Genomic DNA, 24,006 nt, shown 5'->3' with positions numbered 1-24,006 from the left:
AATACGAAATAGGAGGATTTTATGACAGACTTACAAGATAAAATTCAACAAACAGCCAGTTACATCCAAGATAAAGGGGTAGCGGATGTTGCATTCGGTTTGATCCTAGGTTCAGGTTTAGGTGAATTAGCCGAAGAAATCGAAAATTCCGTGGTGATCCCTTACAATGAGATCCCACATTTTCCAGTATCGACGGTAGTTGGGCATGCGGGTCAATTAGTTTACGGCGATTTAGCTGGAAAAAAAGTATTAGCGATGCAAGGACGCTTCCATTATTATGAAGGCAACACGATGGAAACAGTGACCTATCCAGTCCGTGTTATGGCAGCGTTAGGCATCCATTCCGTTGTTGTAACAAATGCTGCAGGTGGTGTGAATGAAAACTTCCAGCCTGGAAACTTAATGTTAATCACAGATCACATCAACTTCATGGGAACCAATCCATTGATTGGGCCAAACGATGAAAACATAGGTCCGCGTTTCCCAGATATGAGTGCGGCTTATACGAAGGAATATCAAGAAAAAGCTCGTGAAGTTGCTAATGAGTTAGCGATTGATCTGCAAGAAGGTGTCTATCTTGGGATGACTGGTCCAACTTATGAAACCCCTGCAGAAATTCGGATGGCGCGGACAATCGGTGCGGATGCGGTCGGCATGTCAACGGTTCCGGAAGTGATTGTAGCCGTTCATAGCGGATTGAAAGTCTTAGGAGTCTCTTGTATTACCAACTTGGCAGCTGGGATGCAAGCGAATTTGAATCACGCAGAAGTTGTGGAAACGACCGAACGTGTCAAAGAAGACTTTAAAAAACTGATCAAAGAAACGTTAGCCGTTTTATAATTGTAATAGAAGTAATTTTAAGGATTGTAGTAGGAATAAGGAGGAATATAATGAGCGTTCATATTGAAGCTAAACAAGGTGAGATTGCAGATAAGATTTTATTACCGGGGGATCCGTTGCGGGCGAAATTTATCGCGGAGAATTTTTTAGAAGATGCGAAATGCTACAATAATGTGCGGGGCATGTTAGGTTACACCGGAACTTATAAAGGGGAGCGTGTTTCGGTGCAAGGGACCGGGATGGGGATGCCATCTGCTGGAATCTACGCACAAGAATTGATCCAGTCTTACGGCGTGAAAAAATTGATTCGAGTAGGAACCTGCGGAGCATTATCTGAAGATGTGCATGTGCGGGACTTGATTATCGCTCAAGGTGCGGTAACTAGTTCATCAATGGTAGAAAAACATTTTCCAGGTTTCCACTTCGCACCGATCTGTGATTTTGATTTGATGATGAAGGCCTATGAAGTGGCGAAAGAAAAAGATTTCACCACCCACGTTGGCAATGTGTTGTCAGAAGATACTTTTTATAAAGATGATTTGGCACCGACTTTAAAATTAGCTGAATATGGTGTGTTAGGTGTTGAAATGGAAGCAGCGATCCTATATTATTTAGGCGCGAAATTCCATGTGCAAACACTAGGAATCATGACGGTCAGCGACCACATGGTGACAGGGGAAGAAACAACTTCCGAAGAACGTCAAAATACTTTTAAAGACATGATGTATGTCGGCTTAGAAACATTGATTGCAGAATAACTAGCACCGTCCTTCTTTTGTGGAGGGCGGTTTCTTCGTGTATTCGAGAACTGACAGGTATAATGGAAAAAAGATATTTGGGAGGTCAAAGATGAAAGTTGTTGTACGCAAGCGCACAATCGGCAACATCCCCTTACTGGAGGTCGTCACTGAAGATAAAATCTATGATCCCTTGCCGCTGATTATTTATTACCATGGCTGGCAGACAGCCAAGGAATTGGTGTTGACACAGGGACGAAAATTGGCGGCGAAAAACTTTCGGGTGCTGCTGCCGGATGCGGCCAATCATGGTGAGCGCAAGACGAAGACTTCAGAGATTCCATCACTGACTTTTTGGGCTAGTATTCAAACGAATTTGTATGAATTTGGTTATCTAGTCGATTTTTTTGAGAATCTTGGCTTGGTGATGGGGAAAATCGGTGTCGGCGGTATTTCGATGGGGGGAATCACTACTTGTATGCTCTTGACACAGCATCCTGAAATCGATGTGGCGGCCTGTGTGATGGGCTCACCAGCGCCAATCAAATACCGCGACCGAATCTTGATGCATGCGGGCGAGCTGGGTTTTTATTTGCCAAAGGATTATCGTCAGTTGACTTCTTGGTTAGAAGGGTATGATCTATCTTTAGCACCTGAAAAAGTAGCGGGTCGTCCCTTATTCTTTTGGCATGGAACACAAGATGAAAAAGTTCCTTATCAGCATACCGCAGACTTTGTCAAAGCAAATCGGCAAGACAACATCACATTTGTCAGTGCGGAAGAACGGCACTTTGTCCAGATCGCCACGATGGATCAGATTACCAATTTTTTTGCGGACAGTCTAAGCAGCTAACTTTTATCATTACGTATACTATTTTTCTAATGACGCTGTCAGCTCTAAAATTGTGGAGCGGAGCTATCATTTTACTAACTTACTACAGCAGTAAGTAAAACTGACAAAGTCTAAAGAAAAATTGGCAAGTTGGTTTCATTCTGGAAAACTTTGGTTTATGCTTATTGGATAGAAGTGAACAGGGATGTCAGTTCCATTTTTCGCAGTTTGTATCGCGATAAACATTGCCTACTATCTATAGCAGTAATTTAAAGCCCGAACTACTAGGGAAATGATATACGGCATGAAGATGGGACTAATTTTTCCTAGGAAAAATTAATTCTTTAGTATGAATAAGGAGGAAATGTTAATGGAAAATTTTAATTTTCATGTAACAACGGATATTCGTTTTGGGAAAGATCGTTTAGGTGAATTGCCAGAAGTATTGAATCAATTTGGCAAACGCGTGTTGATCGTCTATGGTGGCGGCAGTATCAAGAAGATCGGTTTATACGATCAAGTGATGGAACAGCTGAAAGCTAATGATAACGAAGTCTTTGAACTAGCGGGTGTTGAGCCAAATCCACGGATCGAAACGGTCCGCCGCGGTGCGGAAATCTGTCGCAAGGAAAATGTTGAGGTGATCTTAGCAGTCGGTGGAGGTTCCACGATCGACTGTGCAAAGGTTGTAGCAGCGGCAACGAAATTTGATGGCGATGCTTGGGATTTAGTCCTACAGCGTCGGAAATATCAAGGTGGCGCATTGCCATTAGTAACGATCTTGACGCTAGCTGCAACGGGTAGTGAAATGAACAGCGGTGCGGTCATTTCGAACCTTTCCACTCATCAAAAATTAGGGACTGGCAGCAGAGCGATGTTGCCGAAGGTCTCTTTCTTAGATCCGCAAAATACCTTTAGTGTGAACAAATATCAAACAGCGGCAGGTTCGGCCGATATCATGAGTCATTTGATCGAAAACTATTTCAAACGGACGGAAGGAACCGATGTCCAAGATTCTGTTTCTGAAGGCTTGATGCGTTCAGTCATTAAAAATTGTCCGCTTGCGTTGAAATATCCGGATGATTATGATGCGCGGGCCAATTTGATGTGGGCCAGTACTTTAGCCTTGAACGGTTTGACGGGCAATGGGAAAGCGGGTGCGTGGTCGTGTCATCCAATGGAGCATGAATTGAGTGCTTTTTATGACATCACTCATGGCGTTGGTTTGGCGATCTTGACGCCACGTTGGATGGAATACGCCTTAAATGATGAGACTGTTGCAAAATTTGCTAACTTTGCATGGAATGTTTGGGATGTGGTTGAAAAAGTTCCGATGCTGGCCGCGCGAATCGGTATCCAAAAATTATACGATTACTTCAAAGCTTGCGGGATCCCGATGACTTTACCAGAAGTTGGGATCAACGAAGAAAAATTTGCTGAGATGGCCAAACAAGCAGTTGCTCACAGTGCGATCAAAACGGATGCTTTTGTTCCATTAGATGAAGCAGCGGTCCAAGCAATTTATACCGCGTGTTTAACTGAGAGTAACTTTGAATAAGAGGATTAGAAACTTCGTGCTATAAAGCAGATGGTAAATAAAAACGACGACTCATCAGGAGCCGTCGTTTTTATTAGAATTATTTGGCATAATAAAATGTAAAATACGGGCAATCGTCTTTTGCAAGGTTGTCGTCACTTTGGGGCGAGATAATAAGTATAAGATCAAGAAAGTTCCTACCACCAGTAAGATTAAATGGATTAGCGGATTATGAACAGCTTGAGTAAACTCAACTAAAGGCGCGACTAAGTAGACATGCAATAAATAGATCGCCAAGGTTTTCTGACCCCACGAAGTAAAGAAATGGGGTTTAGGCGCAGCCAAACTCAAAAAGACGAAAACAAAGGCAAATCCGACGAGATATAGTAGCACATTGTTTAAGATATTTTGATAGAGGGGTAGTTTGAAAAGTAAGAAAGAACGATCCCGCCATAAGATTTCTGGCGGTAGATCTGTTTGGACCCAGAAATAAGCAATACCTAGCCCTGCTACAATAATCATAATACTGATATACTTCCGCCAACGGATTCGATGGAATCGTTCGAGTAGTGAGCGGTCCATGAAATAACCGGCTAAGAAATAAGGCAGAAAGCCCAATGTCCGAGCCATGGCCATATAGGTGCCGAACTCACTTAAAAAGCCTGAAAAGATCCCGATAATAAAACTCAAAATTAAGATTCGCCGAACTTTTACGAGGTCTGGTAGCAACAAGCGCCAGATAAACATACAATACAAATACCAAAGGGTCCAACCAGGACTCAAGATCATGAACTGGTTGATTTTACCGAGCGCCAACATGATCAGCGATAAAATCATATTCAGCAACAGATAAGGTACGAGAAATGTTTCCACTGCGGTGGAGCGGCCCTTCGCTAAATTTTTTGAAAAATAGCCGGAAATAAAAATAAAAACAGGCATATGAAATAAGTAGATGAAGACGTAAATAAATTCGCCGACTTTGTTATCTAAACGAAAATATTCCAAGGCGTGCCCCAATACTACGAGTAAAATCAAGATGCCGCGAATATTATCATACAAGTATTCGCGATTTGGTTTTGTGATTGTGGACACCTCCTTTAGATTCCGTTATGCTTAAGTTATAGGTTAGACCTACCTGTCTATTGTAGCACGAAATGTAACGTTCATTACGATTTTGATTGAAGGAAGAAAAAAAATTCACAGCGCGAAAGCTTGCTCTAACAAGAAGCGAAGCGGTCTGAGTTTATGAACTTATTTTTTTATTACTAGCCATTTAAGAGGAGGAGAAGCGATGCGCTATTCGGCAAAATTTGTCAAAAATGTGTTTAAAGTAATCAATATGAAAAAGCTGGTCGGAACCAACATGGTCGATCCTCCAAAGCGGAGACACTTGATCAGTCGGCAGCTTTCCCAGACAGATATTCCCCAGAAAATTTCAACCATTGATGGCCAGCAATTGATCACGTTATTTCCGGGACAAGCGACGAAACGCCATGTTTTTTATTTGCACGGCGGCGGTTATGCCTTGGAGGCCTCCCCGTTTCATAAACGGGTACAAGAACGTTTCGTTAAGCGTTATAATTTAAAAGTCAGCTATTTCGATTATCCTTTGGCCCCAGAAAATACGGCAGAAAAAACCGTACCGTTAACGGAAAAGGCCTTTCGTCAACTGACCTATTTATATCCAGACGATCAATTTTTCTTATTTGGTGATTCTGCTGGTGGGGGCTTGGCAATGAGCTTAGCGCAACATTTACGCAATATCGATTTGCCGAAACGTCCGAAAAAACTAGCCTTGGCTTCACCTTGGTTGGATGCAGCGATCAGTGATCCCCGTTCACAAGATTTACAAGAAAAGGATGTTTTATTGGAGAAGGATTTATTAGCAGAAGCGGGTGAAAATTACGCTGGCGAACTGCCGGTGACTGATCCGATGGTTTCCCCGATTTACGGAAATTTTGATCACCTAGGGGAATTATTGGTTATCGCAGGAACGGATGAGATCTTGTACCCAGATGTTTTGCGCCTGCAAGAGCGGATCGAGGACAGTCAAGGAACAACGATGCGCTTGGAAGTAGTCGCAGGAATGATGCACGATTTTGTCGTCTATCCTTTAAAAGAATCGCTACAATACATCGATCAAATCGGAGAGTTTTATCAATAGAGAATGGGCAATGTTTCATGCTTGTTTTTTATTGAAAAATCATTCGATCCTAAAGTTCAGTAAATTTGTTTTGCATAGTCTGGAAAAGGAGGGGAAGAATGGCACCTAAAACACATTCACGTGCACCTTGGCAACAAAAATTGATTCAAGTCGTTCCGGTTATTGGTCTGGCATTGTTTATTCTTGTTTTACTTTACACGCGCCATTCTGGCATGTTTAGTTCGGTCGCTGATCTCCAACACTTCATTAAAAATTTTGGTAATTTTGCGATTATCGCCTTTATCGTAGTCCAGGCGATTCAGCCAATTGTGCCCTTTTTGCCGGGTGGTTTTGCGACAATTGTCGGGATGTTGATGTTTGGAAATCTCCCAGGGATTATTTATAGTTATATTGGTTTGGTGATTGGTGAGGTGGGGCTATTTTTATTGGTTCGACGCTTTGGTCCGAAATTTGCTCGCCTTGTATTATCTGAGAAAAATTTCGCGAAGTTTGAAATGACGTTGCAAAACCATACTAGGGATATTAAGCGCTTGTTGATTGTCTGTTTCATTTTTCCTTTTTTACCAGATGATTTGATTTGTCTGGTAGCAGGGATGACTGATTTAAGCTTCAGCGAGTATTTACGGATTGTACTGATTTTCAAATTATGGTCCGTGGCTGCCTATGGCTATGTGTGCTTATTTGTTTTGAATAAAACTTTTGCTGCTTTTTAATCAGTCGCGCTGTTTACCTGGCGGGCTGATTTTTTGGTTTAAGACGAGTGAGTATCTCAAAAATACAAGAATGAGGTATAGTTTTGATAAAAAAAGATCGGAGGAGAATAATGATTCGTTATGGGATTTTAAGTACCGCACAAGTCGTTCCACGTTTTGTCGCAGGGGTAAAAGAAAGTCAAGAGGGGATCGTGACGGCGATTGCTTCGCGGGGAATCGAAAAAGCACAAAAAATGGCCCAAGAGTTGGCGATTCCTAAAGCTTATGGCAGCTATGAGGAACTATGTCAAAGTAGCGATGTAGATATCGTCTATATTGCTGTCTATAATAAGGGGCATTATGATGCTGCAAAATTAGCATTATTAAATAATAAACACGTTTTATTGGAAAAACCATTTACTATGACTCTTGCTCAGGCTGAAGAGTTATTTGAGTTAGCGGCTGAACGTAATTTGTTCTTAATGGAGGCACAAAAAGCCTTATTCTTACCAATTACTAAGCAGATTCAGCAAATAATCCAAGCAGGGAAAATCGGCAGATTGCGCTGGTTAGATTCAGTGACAGCGTACCCGAATATCGATCACATTTCATGGTTTCGTGATCTTAGCGCTGGCGGAGGTGTCTTGCGTGGCGCCGGAACCTATCCACTTGAATATATGCAGCATTTACTAAATACTGCACCTGAAGATTTCAAAGGGACACTCATTTTTCCAGCGGGACAATCGGATATGCAAGCACAAGTTACTTTGAATTTTCCTAAGGGAATTCTGGGAACGATTTTTTTAACAGTTGATCTGGATTTACCGAAACGGCTGATTATTTATGGCGAAAAAGGAAAAATTGTAATCCCTGATTTTTGGAAAACCAATTCCGCCGAGGTCCACTACCAAGATGGTCAAAAAGAACGTCTTCACAGTGATCAGAAAAGTGAGTTTGTATTTGAAATCGACCACGTAAATGATTGCTTAAATAAAAAGCTGTTACTTAGTCCAATCGTCACCAAAGAATTAACTTTGAAAACAGTTGCCATGACGGAAGCAATTTATCAAAGCTATTAAAAAAGAGTGTCAAAAATTGGGAATCTGTGCTATAGTGGGTCTCATGCGACGAGTCGAGTGGATCTGATGATCCTTCGATCCAGAGGCACAACGGCGTAAGCCACCTGTCGGATTTCAGGGTGTCGGAAAGAAGCTTAGTGGACGAAGAATCTTTCTATCAAATATTGATACTGGGAAGAATCCCTCTTAGAATTTTATTCTAAGAGGGATTTTTTTTGCTTAAGCTGACACTACAGGATAATTATTCCTAGACCGGAGATTATTTCTGTAAGAGTTGGAAAAAGGTGGCACCAAGATTTTTTCCCAGCTTTTAATTTCAATAAAAAACCAGCCACAAAGAATGCGGCTGGTTTTCATTTTACATGAAGACTGTTTTATATAAAGCGATGGCTACGATTGAAGCGATAATCGGTGCAATGACCGGTACCCAAGCATAACCCCATTGTGAATCACCTTTATTTTTTAATGGCAACAACGCGTGCATAATCCGTGGACCTAAATCACGAGCTGGATTCAAACCTGGTCCAGTTGGTCCACCAAATGATGCGACCAGTGTCCAAACTAAGAAACCTAAAGCCAAATGAGCAGTTCCTAAATTATTTTGGAAGAAGGGTGCTTTGGTAATACCAAGAGCCCCAAAGAATAAGATAAATGAACCAAAGAATTCATTTACGAAACCATTAAATTTAGAACCGACACTGTTGATGGTTGAGAAGGTTCCTAATACATGCAATTTGTCTTCTGTCAGGTCATAGTATGGTTTGTAACTAGCAACAACTACCAATTGTCCGACCATTGCCCCTAAAAATTGAACAACGATATAAGGAAGAACTTCCGACCAAGGGAACATACCGCTAACTGCTAAACCAATCGTAAACGCTGGGTTGATGTGGTTACCGCTGATACCGCCAAAAATCATCGCTGGAATCATGACCCCACATCCATAACCTACTGCAATCAACATCCAGTCACTGCCGTAACCTTTCGTACCTTTTAAATCAACGTTGGCAACTGCTCCGTTTCCTAACATAACCAATAACGCAGTCCCCAAGAACTCAGCTACTAACCGAGTAGTCAGTGAATAATCCATAAAAACCTCCTAAAAATAATTGAAATGAAAATGTAAATGAAAATTTCATTTTATATCATAAGCTGAATCTTAGTAATTAGCAAATGTTAAACTCAAAAAAAAGCGAAATTTCTAAGATAAATGACAACGAATGTTATTGTTTTGATTGCTTAGGGGATTTTGATCTAAAAAAGAGGCATTTAAGTAAAAAAATCTCGTTCATTTGAACGAGATTTCATTAGTTTATGAGAACGAGATGCCGGAAATTAGGGTTATTTTCAATCAATTTATGGGCACCATAAAAATTTTTATCTGAAAAACCATTTAGTTGAGCGGTTAGAATCGATTTCAACTGTTTCTTTTCCCACAAATAAACTAACAGTTCCATCACTTTTCGGGAATAGTTGATTCCTTCTTCGGTGGTAAACGAGTTTTCTAAAAACTCATCGCAATAGAAGTTCAGATAATCCGGATCTAAATTTTTAGTTTTCTTTTTGATAAAATGCAATAGTAAAATTTTAGCGGAGTCTTTGAATTCTGCTAAATGCTCGAAACTTTTTTCTTTTTCAGTATCCAAATTAATTACGTAATCAATTGGCATCATCCCAACAGAGTTCAATTCATGTTTGAGATGGTTGGACTGTGAAAAGACCACATCGGCTCCCATATTTTTGATCCAAATCTCGGAATTATTTTTATTAATTGTAGCGGCGACATTCAGACCGGCCCACTTAGCGAGTTGAATAATCGTTGCCCCAAGACCGTCTGAGGTGTTTAAGATTAGCAGGTTTCCCTGATTTTTTCCCGGCTGCGCTACTAATTTCAATTGATTGAATAGTACTTCAAAAGCTAAGAGGAAACTATAGGAAAAAGCGGCGGCCTCATCCGTTGGAAAAGAGTCCGGTAACTTGACGACCGATCGGACATCAACGATTTGAAAATTACTGTAACTGCCATATTTTCCAACCTTATTTACATAAAGAACACGATCACTGACATTTAATTTTGGGTTGCTGCTGCCAAGACGAGTGATGATCCCAACGCCACCAAAACCAAGAATATAAGGTTTTTTTGCACCTTTGATAGTTTGCCGGATCTGAGTGTCTAATGTGCTGATTGAAATCGCAGAAATTTTTACCATTAAGTCATTTTTGCGTAATTTCGGCAGCATGATTTTATATTGTTCAAATTTAGTATCTTCTTTTAAACGAAATTTTTTCTCGAATCCAATTGCATCTGAAATCATCCGTTTTACCCTCCTCAGAAATAAATTTCTGAATCTCCAATAATAAAATGGCTACTTATAATATACTTGATTTAACAAAGAGAAGGAAATAATTTCTTCAAAATTAACAAAGAATAGGTCCATTTACTAATTTTTCATAGGAGTATTTACCGAAAATATCAAATGCTCTGCTAGTTTGGATGAAAATGAGAGCCGCTTAACTTGTCGGCAAGAGATAAGATGGGTATCATGACTATGATCGAACTGAGGAGGAATAAGATGTTCACAGAAAATAGTTTCAACGTTTTTGAGGTTGCGGGGTTAGATGCCCGGATGGCGGCAATACGCGCAGAGATTCAACCAACTTTTCAACAACTCGATGAAGTCTTTCAACAGAAACTCGAACCATTATTGAATGAGAAATTATTTATCCACATTGCTCAGCACCGGAGGCGGACAACTTATCCGCCGGAGAATACGTGGTCTGCTTTGAGTCGCCAAAAACGTGGTTATAAGATGGAACCACACTTTCAGTTAGGCATTTGGCCAGACTATGTTTTTATGTGGTTATCTTGTATTGATCAACCTAAAAATGAACAGGCAATCGCTCAAGCATTATTGGATAATCAAGGGATCTTTGAAAACTTATCCCCAGATTATGTTTTATCGGGGGATCATACCCAGCCAAAAGTTGAAAAGTTATCACCAGAAAACACAGAGCGGTTGTTAAAAAGATTTCGTGATGTGAAAAAAGGAGAGTTTCAAGTGGGGCGAATCATAAAAAAAGATGATCCACTGTGGAAAAATCCAGTAGCTGCCGAAGCATATATGGTAGATACTTATGAAAAATTAGTTCCCCTCTTTCAACTAGCTCTTCAAGCCAGTTTTACACAAGGGGAAAACTAGCAAAAACCGCAGTCTTGTAAAAAAGGCTGCGGTTTTTTGTAAGTTAAGTTTGCTAGAGCCCATTAGGGAGGGGTATTACGGTATAAGGTTAAGGAAGCTAGAGGATTCACTTAAAACATTCAGGCTCAAGCAACAGTTTTTCAAGTTATCCACCTGTTGATAATCTATTCGGGTGCCGGCATCAAGGCTCAACCAGTACTAATGGGCCACCTAGAGGAGAGACATCCTCAAAGGACTTTTGTCAAAATCGCTTCAAAAAACGTTCAAGAACAATTTTTAACGATAAATAAGATTAGTAAAAGCTAATCGTTTGCCTAATAAGACCCCAAGATAGCCTGCAGCGATCGCTTTGATAATGCCAGGCAGAATAAAGGGAAGCATTCCTGCAGAAAAAGCAGCATTCCAAGGCAAACTGCTACCGAACTTCAACCAAAGCGAACCGAAAAACAAGGTGATAAAGGCGCCGACTAGATTAGCTGTGAGTGACCAAAAATAATTAAAGGTCACTTTTTCTAAGATTAAGCCAGTAAAATAGGCTTGAAAAAGAAAGCCTATTAAAAAGCCTCCCGTTGGACCAAAATAACTAGCGATCCCTGCGGAGCCACCTGCTAGTACGGGTAAACCGATCATTCCCATCAATAAATAAATTGCAACAGAGATCGTGCCCGTCTTTTTACCTAAAATGGTAACGACAAAACCAACCGCGAATGTTTGCAAGGTTAGTGGAATCGGACCTAAAGGAATGGTGAATTGGGATAAGATCCCAATGACGGCGGCAAAAATACCAGCTAGAACAATTTCTCGACTACTTAATTTCATTAAACTCACTCTTTCGTTAACGTATATATTTTTTTGGTTAACGAAAGTATAATAGAGGATTAACGAGATGTAAAGAAAAAATTTATTTTTCTTGGTACTTACTAATAAGGAGTAACGAATTAATCAAAGGGTGCACAAAACAAAGGACGTGATTGAAATCGTTGATTTGAAAAAGTCACTAGATCTAGGTCTGACTGGAAGTATTTTTATTTCGTCAAAATAAAAATACTTCTGGAAAAATGCTGGCGGCTTTGTGGTAGCTCTGACAAATGAATAATGCAATCGTGATCTTCTAAGTGCTTAGAGAGCTGACAGCGAGTATTAATTTATAAAAAAATAAAGATTCTTCGGTCTAAAGTTGTAGTTGGACTTTGTACTTTCGTTGGAAGAGGAGTTATCCATTTTACTTTAAAATTTAAAGAGTAGTGTATGGAAGATATTTTACAACGGAAGGAATGGAATTAAAAATGAAAAAAATTATCATTGGTATCGGAGTGTTGGTGTCTGCAGGGGCTGGTTTTTTTCTCTATCAAAACACCCAAGCAAATGCAAAAGACAGTACTTCAGTGGAGTTGTACCAAGTCAGTAAGCAAACGCCGCTGCATTTAAAGGGGCAGGTGCAATCCACAAAAAAACAAACGGTTCTAGTGAATGCAGAAAAAGGACCAGTTCAAACGATTCACGTAAACGAAGGAGATCATGTAACGAAGGATCAGATTTTAGTGACATATCGCTGGGGTGAAGTGATACGTGCGGCGAATGATTCGGTAGTGACATCAATGAATGAGGATGCGAAAAATGATCCGCAACAAGCTTTGATGGTGTTGAAGAGTGAAGAATCAGCCATCAAAGGAACAGTGACGGAATATGATCGTTCGAAGGTCGTCTTGAATGAACCGATCGAAATCAAGTATGCGAATAACGAAAAAATAGTTAAGGGTAAAATTACCTCATTAGCAGAAATGAACAATGAATCCACAAAAGAGGATACGAATAGTTTAGTGACTTACAATTATACGGCGGTTCCCGATGAAGCGATCCCCATGGGCTATTCTGTTGAATTGTTGATCCCTCGGAATGAGATCCACTTGCCGTTAAAGAGTGTAGTGAATAAGGATGGTGAACAATCTATCTATACAGTTGTCAAAGGAAAAGCGGAAAAGCGCACAGTAACCGTTGAAAAAGGTAATGGTTACTATACTTTACGCGAAGGTTTGAATGAAAATGATAAAATTATCAAAGATGCAGAAGACGTCAAAGACGGGATGGACGTGACGGTTGGATGATTGTAATGGAGAATATCAACAAATTTTATATCGCCGATCAGGAACGGATCCATGTCTTAAAGGACATTCATCTGACGATCGCTGAGCATGAATTTGTCGCAGTGATGGGGCCGTCTGGTTCAGGGAAATCCACTTTGATAAATACCATCAGTTTTTTGGACGGTGATTTTGAAGGGACGTATCGCTTTGAGGGAGAAGATGCGTATCGTTTTAATGACGAGAAACTCTCGGCTTTGCGAAACAAATCGGTCGGATTCGTCTTCCAATCCTTCCAGTTGATCGCTAACAATACGGTGATGGAAAATGTGGCACTGCCGCTGTTATATGGTGGAATGAAACAAAAACAAACTAAGCCACTCGTGATGGAAGCTCTACGAAAAGTCGGGATCGCAGACAAGGCCAATAAGCTGCCGAAACAACTATCCGGCGGTCAACAGCAGCGCGTAGCGATTGCCCGAGCGATCGTCGGCAATCCTAAATTTATCGTGGCGGATGAACCAACTGGTGCGTTGGATAGTCATACTTCAGAAGAAATCATGCAATTATTTAAACGTTTGAATGAAGAAGAAAAGGTCACGATCTTGATGGTGACCCATGATCCGGAAGCCGCGGCTTATTGCCAGCGAATCATTACGGTGAAAGATGGCGAGATTAGGGAAGTAGGTGCTGCTCATGCGATTTAGTGAAGTATGGAAGACCTCTTTCAGAGCAATCGGGAAAAACAAACGGCGTAGTTTTTTGACCATGATCGGACTAATTATTGGTGTTTCGGCTGTAATTACAGTCTTTTCGATCGGGCGGGCATTTGAAAATTATGCCTCTGAGTTTATCGGCTTAGATCAATTTGACAGTAGTGTTGGCTATACTTTTTCAGCGAAAGATGCAGCCTTTAGTGAAAATGGTTTGAATGGTTTTACGGAAGAAGATATCGATAAAATCGAGAGTATCCCAGGTGTCAAATCCGTGAACTATTATGATAATTCCCGTAATGGTATCAAATATGCGGATCAGACCTTTGATGATATCGGTAACGATGGTCGTTGGAATTGTTTCAAACTGCTGAAGAATAAGGGCAGCGCAGTTATTCATGGTCGAGCGCTTCAATCGAGCGATTACTATAATCAAAATCCCGTCGTGGTGATTGATCAAACAGCTGCTAAAGCGATCCAAAAGGAAGAACCCGCGTCTTTGGTTGGGCAAAGTATCAAAATCGGCGGCCATTTGTTTGAAGTGGTTGGAATTATGAAGGACCGTAATGGCGGCTCGATTGTTTCTACTCAGGAGGATTATGTGGTGGCTGAATTGCCGGAAAATGTTTTTGAAAGCTACTTTGACTCAGAAGATCGTAGTATGATCCAAGTCAAGCTGACTCAAACAGCCAACGTGAAGAATGTTTCTAAAGAAGCTGAAGATACCTTGAAAAAATACGGTACTTGGAAAGAGCTGGGTAGCTATAAGACTGAAGATCTAGCTGGACAAGTCGATCAATTACGGATGCTCTTGACTAGTATTACTTTGCTGATATCAGTGATTGGCGGTATCTCACTTTTTATTTCAGGGATCGGGGTCATGAACATGATCTACATCTCTGTCTCCGAACGGACCAAAGAGATTGGAGTCCGTCGGGCAATGGGTGGCACAAAAGGCAATATCATGATGCAATTCTTATTAGAAGGAATTTCACTGACTTTAGTCGGCGGAACGATCGGCTATCTGGTCGCGATGCTGCTGGGCTTTGCCATCAGTATGTTTACGCCGTTGTCGGTGCAGCCGGATCTATTCACGGTGACACTGGCCTTTGGCTTGTCGGTTGTGATTGGGATCGTCTTTAGTTGGCTACCAGCTAAGAGTGCGGCAAAGAAAGATATCGTCTCTTTGCTACGTTAATCGAATCAAAAAAAGCTGGAGGTGTGACAAAAGTCTTGTCATACCTCTTTTTTCCGAATAAACGGTATTCCAAAAGTAGCTTCTTCAGAAATAAGTCGAAATTTCTTGAAGTTGCCCACTTTTGTTACAGCCTCAGCTTTTTCGTTCAGCCTATAAATATATCTGCATTGGCTAGTTTATGTAATTTATACGATTACTTCTTGTTGATAAAAAGAGGTGCTCTTTGGTGATCTTTTGAAGGAACAACGACTGTTTTTTGCTCTGAGTTAGAGCGATACGATAGATAAAACTTTGATTCTGTAGCACTTCCGCGTCTTAAATAATTATACTCTTAACAAATATTTCATGTCTCTGTGTTTTGAAAATTAAAAAAAACACTCAAATCCTTGTTTCCAAGGACTTGAGTGTCTGTAAGAAGTCTTACATTAATTTGTTGTAGAATTCAACGACTAATGATTCGTCGATTTCTGGGTTGATTTCATCACGTTCTGGTAAACGAGATAATGAACCTTCAAGTTTTTCAGCGTCGAAGCTTACGAAAGCTGGACGACCAACTGCTGATTCAACTGCTTCTTTCACAGTAACCATGTTTTTAGATTTTTCACGGATGCCGATAACTTGGCCAACTTCCACTTCGTATGAAGGGATATCAACGCGTTTGCCATCAACAGTCACGTGACCGTGGTTAACTAATTGACGAGCTTGACGACGAGTTGAAGCTAAGCCTAGACGGTAAACCACGTTATCTAAACGACGTTCTAGTAAGATCATGAAGTTAACACCGTGTTTACCTTCTTTGATTTTGCTAGCGCGTACGAATAAGTTACGGAATTGACGTTCGTTTAATCCGTAGATGAAACGTAATTTTTGTTTTTCAGACATTTGCAAGCCGTATTCAGATTTCTTTCCACGGCTGTTTGGTCCATGTTGACCTGGAGCGTATGGACGACGTGCTAATTCTTTACCTGTTCCTGATAATGAGATACCAAGACGACGAGATTGTTTCCATGATGGTCCTGTATAACGAGACATTAAAAATTCCTCCAATAAATTGTTTTGGAGTAAAATAATCCGTTGAAAAATTCATATCCGTGTAGTTCGTTCTTCAATCTTCACCTTTGCAGCCGCGGTTACACAATTGAACCAATGCTGGCAACGAACTGGGGACGGGCTATTATTCCTCTGCTGCATTATTTTACACAAATGTCAGTATAACGGAAAAGTAGCGGCTGAGTCAAGTTCAGGAGTTGCTTTTTTGAAAAAAATATGTTAATTGTTGGGTGCTGTCAAAAAAAGATTACTTTTTTTCAAAGACAGTAAAAAGATTGAGTGAAAATTACGGAAGAAGTTTTTGCAAATTATTGAAAACTTCTCTACAATGGAGGGGGTTCGAGATGAACGCATTGATTTTTCCGATTCAACCGGAGCTTGCGGAACCGATGGCGCATTATATGAAGGATCATTTTCCTTTTTGCGGGGTCAAAAAACCGCAGCGAGCATTGTTGGAGCGCCCTTTTTTAAAGGAAAGCGTATCATTGCCAATGCCAGAATTGATTCAGGAGATTTTCCGCAACTATCGCAAAAAAGAGCGGGAGTATCAGTATTATGCGATCGATCTGGCGCAAAGAAACATCAAGCGTTTTTCACTAGAGGACCTAGCAGCATTGCTTCCTTTATTAGGAGAGAAGACTTGGTGGGACAGTATTGATGCGTGGCGCAAAGTTTTTTCTACTTGGGTTTTAGCGCATCCAGCAGATCTTGAACAGGTTTATGCATTTTTCTATCAGCATGAGAATTTTTGGTATCGGCGGGTAGCAATCAATTTGCAGCTGATGTTCAAGGAGCAGACCAACACCGCATTATTGGCGCAAGCGATTTTGGCAGATTTGAAGACGGATGAGTTTTTTATCCAGAAGGCGATCGGCTGGGTATTGCGTGATTATAGTAAAGTGAATCCTACTTGGGTAAAAGAATTTATGGAGCAACATTCATTAAGTAAGTTAGCTCTACGTGAGGGCAGCAAATACATATAAATGGAGAGATAAATTTTGGAAAGAAAATTAATCGCACTAGACATTGATGGGACCTTATTGAGCAGCCAAAGAAAACCTTTAGACAGTACGGTAAAGGCTTTGAAAGCCTTACGCAAGGCCGGCCATTTAGTGATTATTGCGACGGGACGCTCGCGTTTATTAGCAGGCGAAGTGATTCATCAACTGGGCTGTACGAATTACATTATTTGTAATGGTTCAGCAGCCTTCTTAGATCATGAGCAAGTCTATAAGCACACCTTGGATCGTGAAGCGCTAGAGCGTATGATTGCTTTTGCCAATGAACGGAAGGTTGATATCGCGCTATTTGGTTTAGATTCATTTGCGCGTATGACAAATTTTGATGAACCGACGGTGTTGGATGCAATGGCATCTTTTGGTCAAAAAGCGCCTAAATTTGAAGCTGACTACCTCGCTAAACATGAGGTTTATCAAGGCTGTGCTTTCTACGATCAATCCATGGATGAAGAATTTACAGCAGCTTTTCCAGAATTTCGTTTAGTTCGCTGGCACGAACATAGCGTGGATATTATTCCTAATCCCGGTTCAAAGGCCCAAACGATTTTAGCTTTGGCTAAAAAAGTCGGTATCAAGCCAGAAAATATCGTAACGTTTGGTGATGGCAACAACGATATTGAAATGCTGGATTTAGCTGGAACTGGTGTGGCGATGGGGAATGCGTCGTCTCACGTTAAAGAAGCGGCTAATCTTGTGACCGATACAAATGATCGCGATGGGATCTATAAAGCATTGCGCAAACTAGAATTGGTGCATTAATCAGTGACTGAGAATCGAGGATTTCCTCGGTTCTTTTTTTTATACGGAGGAATGAAGTTTCAGTTAAAACACCAACAGTATTATTTAGCTGACATCCGTGCTACAAATAATGTGGCTATTCAGCAATGTCCTAGTTCTGTTTTAATTTAATTCAAACGATCTGGATGGAATCTTTTATTTTCAAGCAAAAACAACTATAATAAGGCAAGATGCTTAACTAGAGAAGGGGAAAAAAAGTGCGTTTATTATTCATTGGAGATGTTGTTGGTTCAGTAGGGCGGCAAATGGTGAGCGATTATTTGCCACGATTGAAAAAGAAATATCATCCACAGTTGACGATTGTCAACGGAGAAAATGCGGCAGCAGGTCGTGGAATCACGGAAAAAATCTACAAGAAGTTTTTACAAGATGGTGTTGATGTTGTCACAATGGGAAACCACACATGGGATAATAAAGCGATTTTTGATTTTATTCCAGAAGCCAAAAAAATTATTCGACCAGCTAATTTTCCGGCAGGTACTCCGGGAAGAGGTCACTTGTTTGTGAAGGTAAATGATTTAGAATTAGCCATCATCAATTTACAGGCCCGTTCATTTATGGCCGATTTAGATGATCCTTTTCGTATTGGCGACCAGCTGATTGCAGAAGCACAAAAGCGTACCCCCTATATTTTTGTTGATTTTCATGGAGAAACTACTAGTGAAAAACAAGCGATGGGTTGGTTTGCAGATGGCCGTGTTTCAGCGGTAGTCGGAACTCATACCCATGTTCAAACCAATGATGCCCGGATTTTACCTAAAGGGACGGCGTACCTGACTGATGTCGGCATGACGGGACCTTATGATGGAATCTTAGGAATGAAAAAAGAAGCAATTATTGAGAAATTTTTAACGGCACTGCCACATCGTTTCGAAGTCATTGAAGACGGCCGCGCTATTTTATCGGCTTGTGTGATTGACATTGATAAAAATGGTCATGCCCAAAAAATAGAACCGATTATGATCAATGAAGATCGGCCATTTAGAGAATAGAAACAGAGGGATCAAATGAATCTGGAAAAAGAAGCCGCCGTTAAAGCGGCTTTAACACATTTAACGGCCTTATTAAAGGAAAATGAAGTGATTGTCCGCTATCAACAGCTCCAAAAAAAGGTAGCTGAAAATGATGCCTTACAAGAGTTGGAAGAAGGCATCAAAACGGCACAAAGAGAAGCAGTTCAATTTGCTCATTACGGCAAGCCGGAGGCCGAGCGGGCAGCTTTAAAAAAAGCCGACCAATTAACGGAAGAATTTAATCAACATCCATTGGTGCTGGAGTATCGTGAACAATTGATTGAGGCGAATGATTTGCTGCAGCATTTAACTACGCTGATCCAAAAAGAGGTCAATCACGCATTAGACAGTGATGAATAAACCCAGTATATTTTTTTATTGAAACAGTGGAGTGCAAAAATTCGCATGATGAGTAAAAATAGATAAATGAGAAACAAGGAGGAGCATTCATGCCTCAAAAAACGAAGAATACGCCAATGATGGAACAATATTTGGCGATCAAAGAACAATACAAAGATGCCTTTTTATTTTACCGTCTAGGGGACTTTTATGAATTGTTCTATGACGATGCGATCAAAGTCTCGCAATTATTGGAGCTGACATTGACCAGCCGCAATCGTAATGCGGATGACCCGATCCCTATGTGTGGAGTTCCCCACCATTCAGCACAAGGCTATATCGACACTCTAGTTGAACAAGGCTATAAAGTCGCTATTTGTGAACAGATGGAGGACCCTAAACAAGCTAAAGGCATGGTCAAGCGGGAAGTGGTCCAATTGATTACACCAGGCACTGTGATGGAAGGCAAAGGCATCGAAGCCAAAACCAATAATTTTTTGACCGCAGTCACTCAAGTTAAAGACAAATTTGGTTTTGCCTATGTCGACCTGTCAACTGGTGAACTAAAAACGGCTTTGCTTCAGGATGAAGAAGCCGTGATGAACGAAGCAACTGCTTTGCAGACGAAAGAAATCGTTCTAGGCAGTGAAATCCCGGAAGGCTTGCAGAAAAATCTAGCGGAGCGCTTGGGCTTAGTCTTTTCTCATCAAGAAACGATTGAAGACAACGCGGAGTTCAGTTTTTTAACTGCGGATATCACAGATGAACTGGAAAGAGAAGCGACCGGGAAACTACTGACTTATCTATCTGTCACCCAAAAACGTAGCTTAGGTCATCTTCAAAAAGCGGAAGAATATCAACCTGAGCATTTTTTGAAGTTGGATTATTTTTCTAAAACCAACTTAGAATTGACTCGTTCGATTCGGACGGGCAAAAAACAAGGGACGCTTTTATGGCTACTAGATGAAACGAAGACGGCGATGGGTGGTCGCTTATTGAAGCAATGGATTGATCGTCCATTGATCCAAAAGCGCCAGATCAACGCTCGTCAAGCGATGGTATCTTCTTTATTAAACGCTTATTTTGAGCGTATGGATCTAAATGAGACATTGACGAAAGTTTATGACTTGGAACGCTTAGCAGGACGGGTCGCATTTGGTAATGTCAATGGTCGTGATTTGATCCAATTGAAGACTTCCTTGATGCAAGTGCCACAAATTCGTCAATTATTGACTGGCATCAACCAAGGGGAATGGAACGATCTACTGGTCGATATGGAACCAATGGATGATTTAGTCGCCTTGATTGAAAAAGCCATCAACGATGAAGCACCGCTGCAGATCACCGAAGGAAATGTCATCAAAGACGGCTACAATGAACAATTAGACCAATACCGCGAAGCCATGAAAAACGGTAAGACTTGGTTGGCTGAGTTAGAAGCGCGTGAACGGCAAGCAACCGGCATCAAAAACTTAAAAGTCGGTTACAATCGTGTCTTTGGCTACTATATTGAAATCACGAAGTCAAACCTTGCCAACTTGGAAGAAGGCAAATATGAACGGAAACAAACTTTAGCGAATGCGGAACGCTTCATCACACCAGAATTGAAAAAGCTAGAGACCTTGATTTTAGAGGCGGAAGAGAAATCGGTCGCACTAGAATACAACCTCTTTTTAGCAGTTCGAAACGAAGTTAAAAAAGCTATCACGCGCTTGCAAAAATTAGCGAAAAGCTTGAGTGCGACCGATGTATTGCAAAGTTTTACGACTGTCAGTGAACGCTATCAATATGTGCAGCCAACCATGGAAGTCGGCACGCACAATTTACAAATCAAAGAAGGCCGTCATCCAGTCGTCGAAAAAGTATTGGGGCATCAAGAATATATTCCCAATAGTGTTCATATGAATCCTAATGAAATGTTGCTGTTGATTACAGGGCCGAATATGTCCGGGAAAAGTACGTATATGCGCCAATTGGCATTGACGGTAATCATGGCGCAAATGGGTTGCTTTGTTCCAGCTGAAAGTGCTGAGCTGCCGATTTTTGATCAGATTTTTACCCGCATTGGTGCCAGTGATGACTTGATCGCTGGTCAATCAACCTTTATGGTGGAAATGATGGAAGCCAATCAAGCATTGCGCCATGCAACACCTAACAGTTTGATCCTGTTTGATGAATTAGGGCGGGGGACCGCGACCTATGACGGTATGGCTTTAGCCCAAGCAATCATTGAATATATCCATAAAAATGTAAAAGCGAAAACTTTATTCTCGACCCATTATCACGAATTGACGGTTTTGGAAGAGAGCTTGCCACAATTGAAAAATGTTCATGTTGGAGCAGTGGAGCAAAATGGTGAAGTGGTTTTCCTGCATAAATTAATGGATGGACCGGCTGATAAAAGCTATGGGATCCATGTGGCGAAAATTGCCGGCATGCCAACGGAATTATTATCCCGTGCGGCGACCATCCTTTCCGCATTAGAAGCCGATACACCGGTTCAGAAAAAGGTTGAAGAGGTTGAAGAGGTCGAAGAAAACGAACAGCTCTCTTTATTTAGTGAAGTGTCAACCGCCGAACTTGGTGTAGTAGATAGTATTAAAAAAGCCAATTTACTTGAAATGAATCCGATGGAAGCATTAAACTTCCTATACGAATTACAAAAACGGATTTAATTATAAGATCTAGAAATATAGGAGGAATTCGATGGGGAAAATCCAAGAATTATCCGAACGCCTAGCGAATCAAATTGCCGCAGGTGAAGTCGTTGAACGACCAGCCTCCGTCGTCAAAGAATTGGTTGAGAACGCGATCGATGCCAAGGCGACGCAAATTGATATTTTGATTGAAGAAGCCGGGTTGAAAAAAATTCAAATTGTGGATAATGGCGAAGGGATTCGACAAGACGATGTCGAAAATGCTTTTAAACGCCATGCTACCAGTAAAATCCATAACCGTGATGACCTTTTCCGAATTCGCACATTGGGCTTTCGTGGGGAAGCTTTACCGTCGATCGCTTCGGTTTCGGAACTGACTTTGGAAACGGCAACCGTTGATGAAGCTCAAGGTTCTTACTTGTTCTTAAAGGGCGGACAAATCGAAGAGCAGCGACCAACTTCTTTACGGACGGGAACCAAGATCACGGTGGAAAATTTATTCTTCAACACACCAGCCCGCTTGAAATATGTCAAATCACTACAAACAGAACTATCGAATATTGGAGACATCGTCAATCGGATGGCCTTGAGTCATCCGAACGTGGCCTTTCGTTTAGTTCATGATGGTCATAAAATGTTAAGTACCAGCGGCAGTGGTGATTTAAAACAGACACTTGCCGGTATTTATGGTGTGGCGACAGCTAAAAAGATGCTGAAGGTCGAAGCCCAAGATTTAGACTTTACCTTAAACGGCTATGTATCGTTGCCAGAAGTGACGCGAGCGAGTCGAAATTATTTATCGGTGATCATCAACGGTCGCTATATCAAAAATTATGCGCTGAATAAAGCAATCATCAATGGTTACCAATCTAAACTAATGGTGGGACGTTATCCGATCGCTGTCCTTGAGATTACGATGGACCCATTGTTGGTCGATGTAAATGTTCATCCAACGAAGCAAGAAGTTCGTTTGTCGAAGGAAAAAGAACTAATGAATTTGATTAGTCATGCAATCGCTGAAAGTTTGCGCCAGATCAATTTAATTCCTGATGTCGGTGAAAACCCCAGCTTCAAACGCAAGGTTGAAAAAATCCAAACGGAACAATTAGACTTGCCCTTAGAAGAGCAACCGAAGAAAAAAAGTGATTTGAATTACGATCCTAAGACGGGGATTTTTTATGTAGAGCCTAAAGTAGCCGAAGATACTGAAGTCCCCGTTGCTTTTCAAGAAAAAAAAGTGGAGAATAATTTTTCAGCGCCATTACTGGAAGAAAAAATCTCGCTAGTATCGGAAACGGCGGTACCGTTGGAAACGCCAGCCGTTGCGGAAGAAACTTGTGAAGAGTTAGTTACTACCGATCATCCCGAATTTGATTTGAGTACCCAATCAGGGGAAAAAGTCATCGAACAGGCGATTAGCAAGCTAGAAAAAGAACAGCCAAAGGAACGCTTTCCAATGTTGGAATACTTTGGGCAAATGCATGGGACCTATCTGTTTGCGCAAAGCAAAGACGGCTTATACATCGTCGATCAGCACGCCGCCCAAGAGCGGATCAAATATGAGTATTTCCGTGAAAAAATTGGCGATGTCTCTGATGATTTGCAGGAATTGTTAGTACCTTTTGTATTGGATTATCCCAACAATGATGCAATCAAACTGAAGGAGCAGACTGAATTATTACAAGAGGTCGGAATTTACTTGGAAGAATTTGGTCCCGATAGCTTTATTGTTCGAGCCCATCCAACGTGGTATCCGGCAGGCCAAGAAGAGAGTATTTTTCGTGAGATGATTGATATGCTGCTACTCACTGGTTCTGTCAGCGTCAAAAAATTCCGCGAAGCTACGGCAATCATGATGAGCTGCAAACGCTCGATTAAAGCCAATCATCATTTGGATGAGGCGCAAGCGCGGGTCTTATTGTCTGACCTTGCGCAATGTGAAAATCCATTTAACTGTCCCCATGGACGTCCTGTACTGATTCATTTCAGCAACAGTGATATGGAGCATATGTTTAAACGAATCCAAGATCCGCATTAAGAAATGAGAATTACAAAAG

General features: G+C 41.1%; 22 protein-coding genes. 17 read left to right on the top strand and 5 right to left on the bottom strand.

Annotated features, from left to right (window positions below; genetic code table 11):
* Window positions 1–21 precede the first annotated feature (21 nt).
* The 4 genes from EP1_RS06115 to EP1_RS06100 all read left to right on the top strand — a co-directional run bounded on the left by EP1_RS06115 (window position 22) and on the right by EP1_RS06100 (window position 3,967).
* Complete coding sequence (locus EP1_RS06115) at window positions 22–840, top strand: purine-nucleoside phosphorylase (RefSeq protein WP_067625063.1); 819 nt, start codon at window positions 22–24, stop codon at window positions 838–840.
* A 50-nt stretch (window positions 841–890) separates the two neighbouring features.
* The gene (gene deoD / locus EP1_RS06110) at window positions 891–1,598 is read left to right on the top strand and encodes a purine-nucleoside phosphorylase (RefSeq protein WP_067625060.1); all 708 of its coding nucleotides are present in this window, start codon (window positions 891–893) and stop codon (window positions 1,596–1,598) included.
* A 91-nt stretch (window positions 1,599–1,689) separates the two neighbouring features.
* Entirely contained in the window at window positions 1,690–2,430 is a 741-nt protein-coding gene (locus EP1_RS06105; protein WP_067625058.1) for an alpha/beta fold hydrolase, read from the top strand.
* Between the two features lie 349 nt (window positions 2,431–2,779).
* Window positions 2,780–3,967, top strand: a complete 1,188-nt coding sequence (locus EP1_RS06100; protein ID WP_067625055.1) for an iron-containing alcohol dehydrogenase — start codon at window positions 2,780–2,782, stop codon at window positions 3,965–3,967.
* Window positions 3,968–4,021: 54 nt separating this feature from the next.
* Here the strand turns inward: EP1_RS06100 and EP1_RS06095 are convergent, their stop codons facing one another.
* Entirely contained in the window at window positions 4,022–5,038 is a 1,017-nt protein-coding gene (locus EP1_RS06095) for an acyltransferase family protein (RefSeq protein WP_067625052.1), read from the bottom strand.
* A 199-nt stretch (window positions 5,039–5,237) separates the two neighbouring features.
* Here EP1_RS06095 and EP1_RS06090 point away from each other — a divergent pair, with 199 nt between their 5' ends.
* The 3 genes from EP1_RS06090 to EP1_RS06080 all read left to right on the top strand — a co-directional run bounded on the left by EP1_RS06090 (window position 5,238) and on the right by EP1_RS06080 (window position 7,881).
* Window positions 5,238–6,110 carry an alpha/beta hydrolase fold domain-containing protein gene (locus EP1_RS06090; protein WP_067625047.1) on the top strand — a complete coding sequence of 291 codons (873 nt, stop codon included), beginning with the start codon at window positions 5,238–5,240 and terminating at the stop codon, window positions 6,108–6,110.
* Window positions 6,111–6,208: 98 nt separating this feature from the next.
* Window positions 6,209–6,823 carry a TVP38/TMEM64 family protein gene (locus EP1_RS06085; protein WP_067625044.1) on the top strand — a complete coding sequence of 205 codons (615 nt, stop codon included), beginning with the start codon at window positions 6,209–6,211 and terminating at the stop codon, window positions 6,821–6,823.
* Between the two features lie 110 nt (window positions 6,824–6,933).
* Entirely contained in the window at window positions 6,934–7,881 is a 948-nt protein-coding gene (locus EP1_RS06080; protein ID WP_067625040.1) for a Gfo/Idh/MocA family protein, read from the top strand.
* Window positions 7,882–8,239: 358 nt separating this feature from the next.
* Here EP1_RS06080 and EP1_RS06075 read toward each other — a convergent pair whose 3' ends face one another.
* Together EP1_RS06075 and EP1_RS06070 are read right to left on the bottom strand one after the other, a co-directional pair.
* Window positions 8,240–8,971, bottom strand: coding sequence for an MIP/aquaporin family protein (locus tag EP1_RS06075; protein ID WP_067625037.1), 732 nt, complete (start codon window positions 8,969–8,971; stop codon window positions 8,240–8,242).
* A 217-nt stretch (window positions 8,972–9,188) separates the two neighbouring features.
* The gene (locus EP1_RS06070; protein WP_067625033.1) at window positions 9,189–10,196 is read right to left on the bottom strand and encodes an alcohol dehydrogenase catalytic domain-containing protein; all 1,008 of its coding nucleotides are present in this window, start codon (window positions 10,194–10,196) and stop codon (window positions 9,189–9,191) included.
* A gap of 258 nt (window positions 10,197–10,454) precedes the next feature.
* Here EP1_RS06070 and EP1_RS06065 point away from each other — a divergent pair, with 258 nt between their 5' ends.
* Entirely contained in the window at window positions 10,455–11,081 is a 627-nt protein-coding gene (locus EP1_RS06065; protein ID WP_067625029.1) for a DUF1054 domain-containing protein, read from the top strand.
* A 276-nt stretch (window positions 11,082–11,357) separates the two neighbouring features.
* Here EP1_RS06065 and EP1_RS06060 read toward each other — a convergent pair whose 3' ends face one another.
* Window positions 11,358–11,900, bottom strand: coding sequence for a biotin transporter BioY (locus tag EP1_RS06060; protein WP_067625026.1), 543 nt, complete (start codon window positions 11,898–11,900; stop codon window positions 11,358–11,360).
* Window positions 11,901–12,367: 467 nt separating this feature from the next.
* On the opposite strand from EP1_RS06060, the gene EP1_RS06055 reads away from it, so the two are divergent.
* Genes EP1_RS06055 through EP1_RS06045 form a run of 3 tightly spaced genes read left to right on the top strand, consistent with a single transcriptional unit; the run spans window position 12,368 to window position 15,073 of the window.
* On the top strand, window positions 12,368–13,186 hold the full coding sequence (locus tag EP1_RS06055; protein WP_067625150.1) for a hypothetical protein: 819 nt from the start codon (window positions 12,368–12,370) through the stop codon (window positions 13,184–13,186).
* Window positions 13,183–13,869: an ABC transporter ATP-binding protein gene (locus EP1_RS06050; protein WP_067625023.1), complete on the top strand. Its 687-nt coding sequence runs from the start codon at window positions 13,183–13,185 to the stop codon at window positions 13,867–13,869. The genes EP1_RS06055 and EP1_RS06050 overlap by 4 nt, the downstream gene beginning before the upstream one ends.
* Window positions 13,859–15,073 (top strand): ABC transporter permease, encoded by a 1,215-nt coding sequence (locus EP1_RS06045; RefSeq protein WP_067625020.1) that lies wholly within the window; start codon window positions 13,859–13,861, stop codon window positions 15,071–15,073. The genes EP1_RS06050 and EP1_RS06045 overlap by 11 nt, the downstream gene beginning before the upstream one ends.
* 420 nt (window positions 15,074–15,493) lie before the next feature.
* Here the strand turns inward: EP1_RS06045 and rpsD are convergent, their stop codons facing one another.
* Window positions 15,494–16,105, bottom strand: a complete 612-nt coding sequence (gene rpsD / locus EP1_RS06040) for a 30S ribosomal protein S4 (RefSeq protein WP_067625018.1) — start codon at window positions 16,103–16,105, stop codon at window positions 15,494–15,496.
* A 362-nt stretch (window positions 16,106–16,467) separates the two neighbouring features.
* Between rpsD and EP1_RS06035 the strand changes: the two genes are divergently transcribed.
* The 6 genes from EP1_RS06035 (at window position 16,468) to mutL (ending at window position 23,987) form a co-directional block, all read left to right on the top strand.
* A complete protein-coding gene (locus EP1_RS06035) occupies window positions 16,468–17,106 on the top strand; it encodes a DNA alkylation repair protein (RefSeq protein WP_067625014.1) in 639 nt (212 codons plus the stop codon).
* A gap of 15 nt (window positions 17,107–17,121) precedes the next feature.
* Window positions 17,122–17,901: a Cof-type HAD-IIB family hydrolase gene (locus EP1_RS06030; protein ID WP_067625011.1), complete on the top strand. Its 780-nt coding sequence runs from the start codon at window positions 17,122–17,124 to the stop codon at window positions 17,899–17,901.
* Between the two features lie 236 nt (window positions 17,902–18,137).
* Complete coding sequence (locus EP1_RS06025; protein ID WP_067625008.1) at window positions 18,138–18,932, top strand: TIGR00282 family metallophosphoesterase; 795 nt, start codon at window positions 18,138–18,140, stop codon at window positions 18,930–18,932.
* Window positions 18,933–18,947: 15 nt separating this feature from the next.
* A complete protein-coding gene (locus EP1_RS06020; RefSeq protein ID WP_067625005.1) occupies window positions 18,948–19,313 on the top strand; it encodes a YlbF family regulator in 366 nt (121 codons plus the stop codon).
* 89 nt (window positions 19,314–19,402) lie between these two features.
* Complete coding sequence (gene mutS / locus EP1_RS06015) at window positions 19,403–21,967, top strand: DNA mismatch repair protein MutS (RefSeq protein ID WP_067625002.1); 2,565 nt, start codon at window positions 19,403–19,405, stop codon at window positions 21,965–21,967.
* Between the two features lie 31 nt (window positions 21,968–21,998).
* Window positions 21,999–23,987, top strand: coding sequence for a DNA mismatch repair endonuclease MutL (gene mutL, locus EP1_RS06010; protein WP_067624999.1), 1,989 nt, complete (start codon window positions 21,999–22,001; stop codon window positions 23,985–23,987).
* The last annotated feature ends 19 nt before the right edge of the window (window positions 23,988–24,006 follow it).

Source organism: Enterococcus pseudoavium NBRC 100491, assembly GCF_001544295.1.
Lineage (GTDB): Bacteria > Bacillota > Bacilli > Lactobacillales > Enterococcaceae > Enterococcus_A > Enterococcus_A pseudoavium.
This window is presented reverse-complemented; position numbering and strand designations above follow the sequence as displayed.

Coding starts and splice junctions, on each gene's coding strand:
- EP1_RS06115 (WP_067625063.1), top strand. CDS start 22: ATGACAGACTTACAAGATAAAATTCAACAAACAGCCAGTTACATCCAA.
- deoD (WP_067625060.1), top strand. CDS start 891: ATGAGCGTTCATATTGAAGCTAAACAAGGTGAGATTGCAGATAAGATT.
- EP1_RS06105 (WP_067625058.1), top strand. CDS start 1,690: ATGAAAGTTGTTGTACGCAAGCGCACAATCGGCAACATCCCCTTACTG.
- EP1_RS06100 (WP_067625055.1), top strand. CDS start 2,780: ATGGAAAATTTTAATTTTCATGTAACAACGGATATTCGTTTTGGGAAA.
- EP1_RS06090 (WP_067625047.1), top strand. CDS start 5,238: ATGCGCTATTCGGCAAAATTTGTCAAAAATGTGTTTAAAGTAATCAAT.
- EP1_RS06085 (WP_067625044.1), top strand. CDS start 6,209: ATGGCACCTAAAACACATTCACGTGCACCTTGGCAACAAAAATTGATT.
- EP1_RS06080 (WP_067625040.1), top strand. CDS start 6,934: ATGATTCGTTATGGGATTTTAAGTACCGCACAAGTCGTTCCACGTTTT.
- EP1_RS06075 (WP_067625037.1), bottom strand. CDS start 8,971: ATGGATTATTCACTGACTACTCGGTTAGTAGCTGAGTTCTTGGGGACT.
- EP1_RS06070 (WP_067625033.1), bottom strand. CDS start 10,196: ATGATTTCAGATGCAATTGGATTCGAGAAAAAATTTCGTTTAAAAGAA.
- EP1_RS06065 (WP_067625029.1), top strand. CDS start 10,455: ATGTTCACAGAAAATAGTTTCAACGTTTTTGAGGTTGCGGGGTTAGAT.
- EP1_RS06060 (WP_067625026.1), bottom strand. CDS start 11,900: ATGAAATTAAGTAGTCGAGAAATTGTTCTAGCTGGTATTTTTGCCGCC.
- EP1_RS06055 (WP_067625150.1), top strand. CDS start 12,368: ATGAAAAAAATTATCATTGGTATCGGAGTGTTGGTGTCTGCAGGGGCT.
- EP1_RS06050 (WP_067625023.1), top strand. CDS start 13,183: ATGATTGTAATGGAGAATATCAACAAATTTTATATCGCCGATCAGGAA.
- EP1_RS06045 (WP_067625020.1), top strand. CDS start 13,859: ATGCGATTTAGTGAAGTATGGAAGACCTCTTTCAGAGCAATCGGGAAA.
- rpsD (WP_067625018.1), bottom strand. CDS start 16,105: ATGTCTCGTTATACAGGACCATCATGGAAACAATCTCGTCGTCTTGGT.
- EP1_RS06035 (WP_067625014.1), top strand. CDS start 16,468: ATGAACGCATTGATTTTTCCGATTCAACCGGAGCTTGCGGAACCGATG.
- EP1_RS06020 (WP_067625005.1), top strand. CDS start 18,948: ATGAATCTGGAAAAAGAAGCCGCCGTTAAAGCGGCTTTAACACATTTA.
- mutS (WP_067625002.1), top strand. CDS start 19,403: ATGCCTCAAAAAACGAAGAATACGCCAATGATGGAACAATATTTGGCG.
- mutL (WP_067624999.1), top strand. CDS start 21,999: ATGGGGAAAATCCAAGAATTATCCGAACGCCTAGCGAATCAAATTGCC.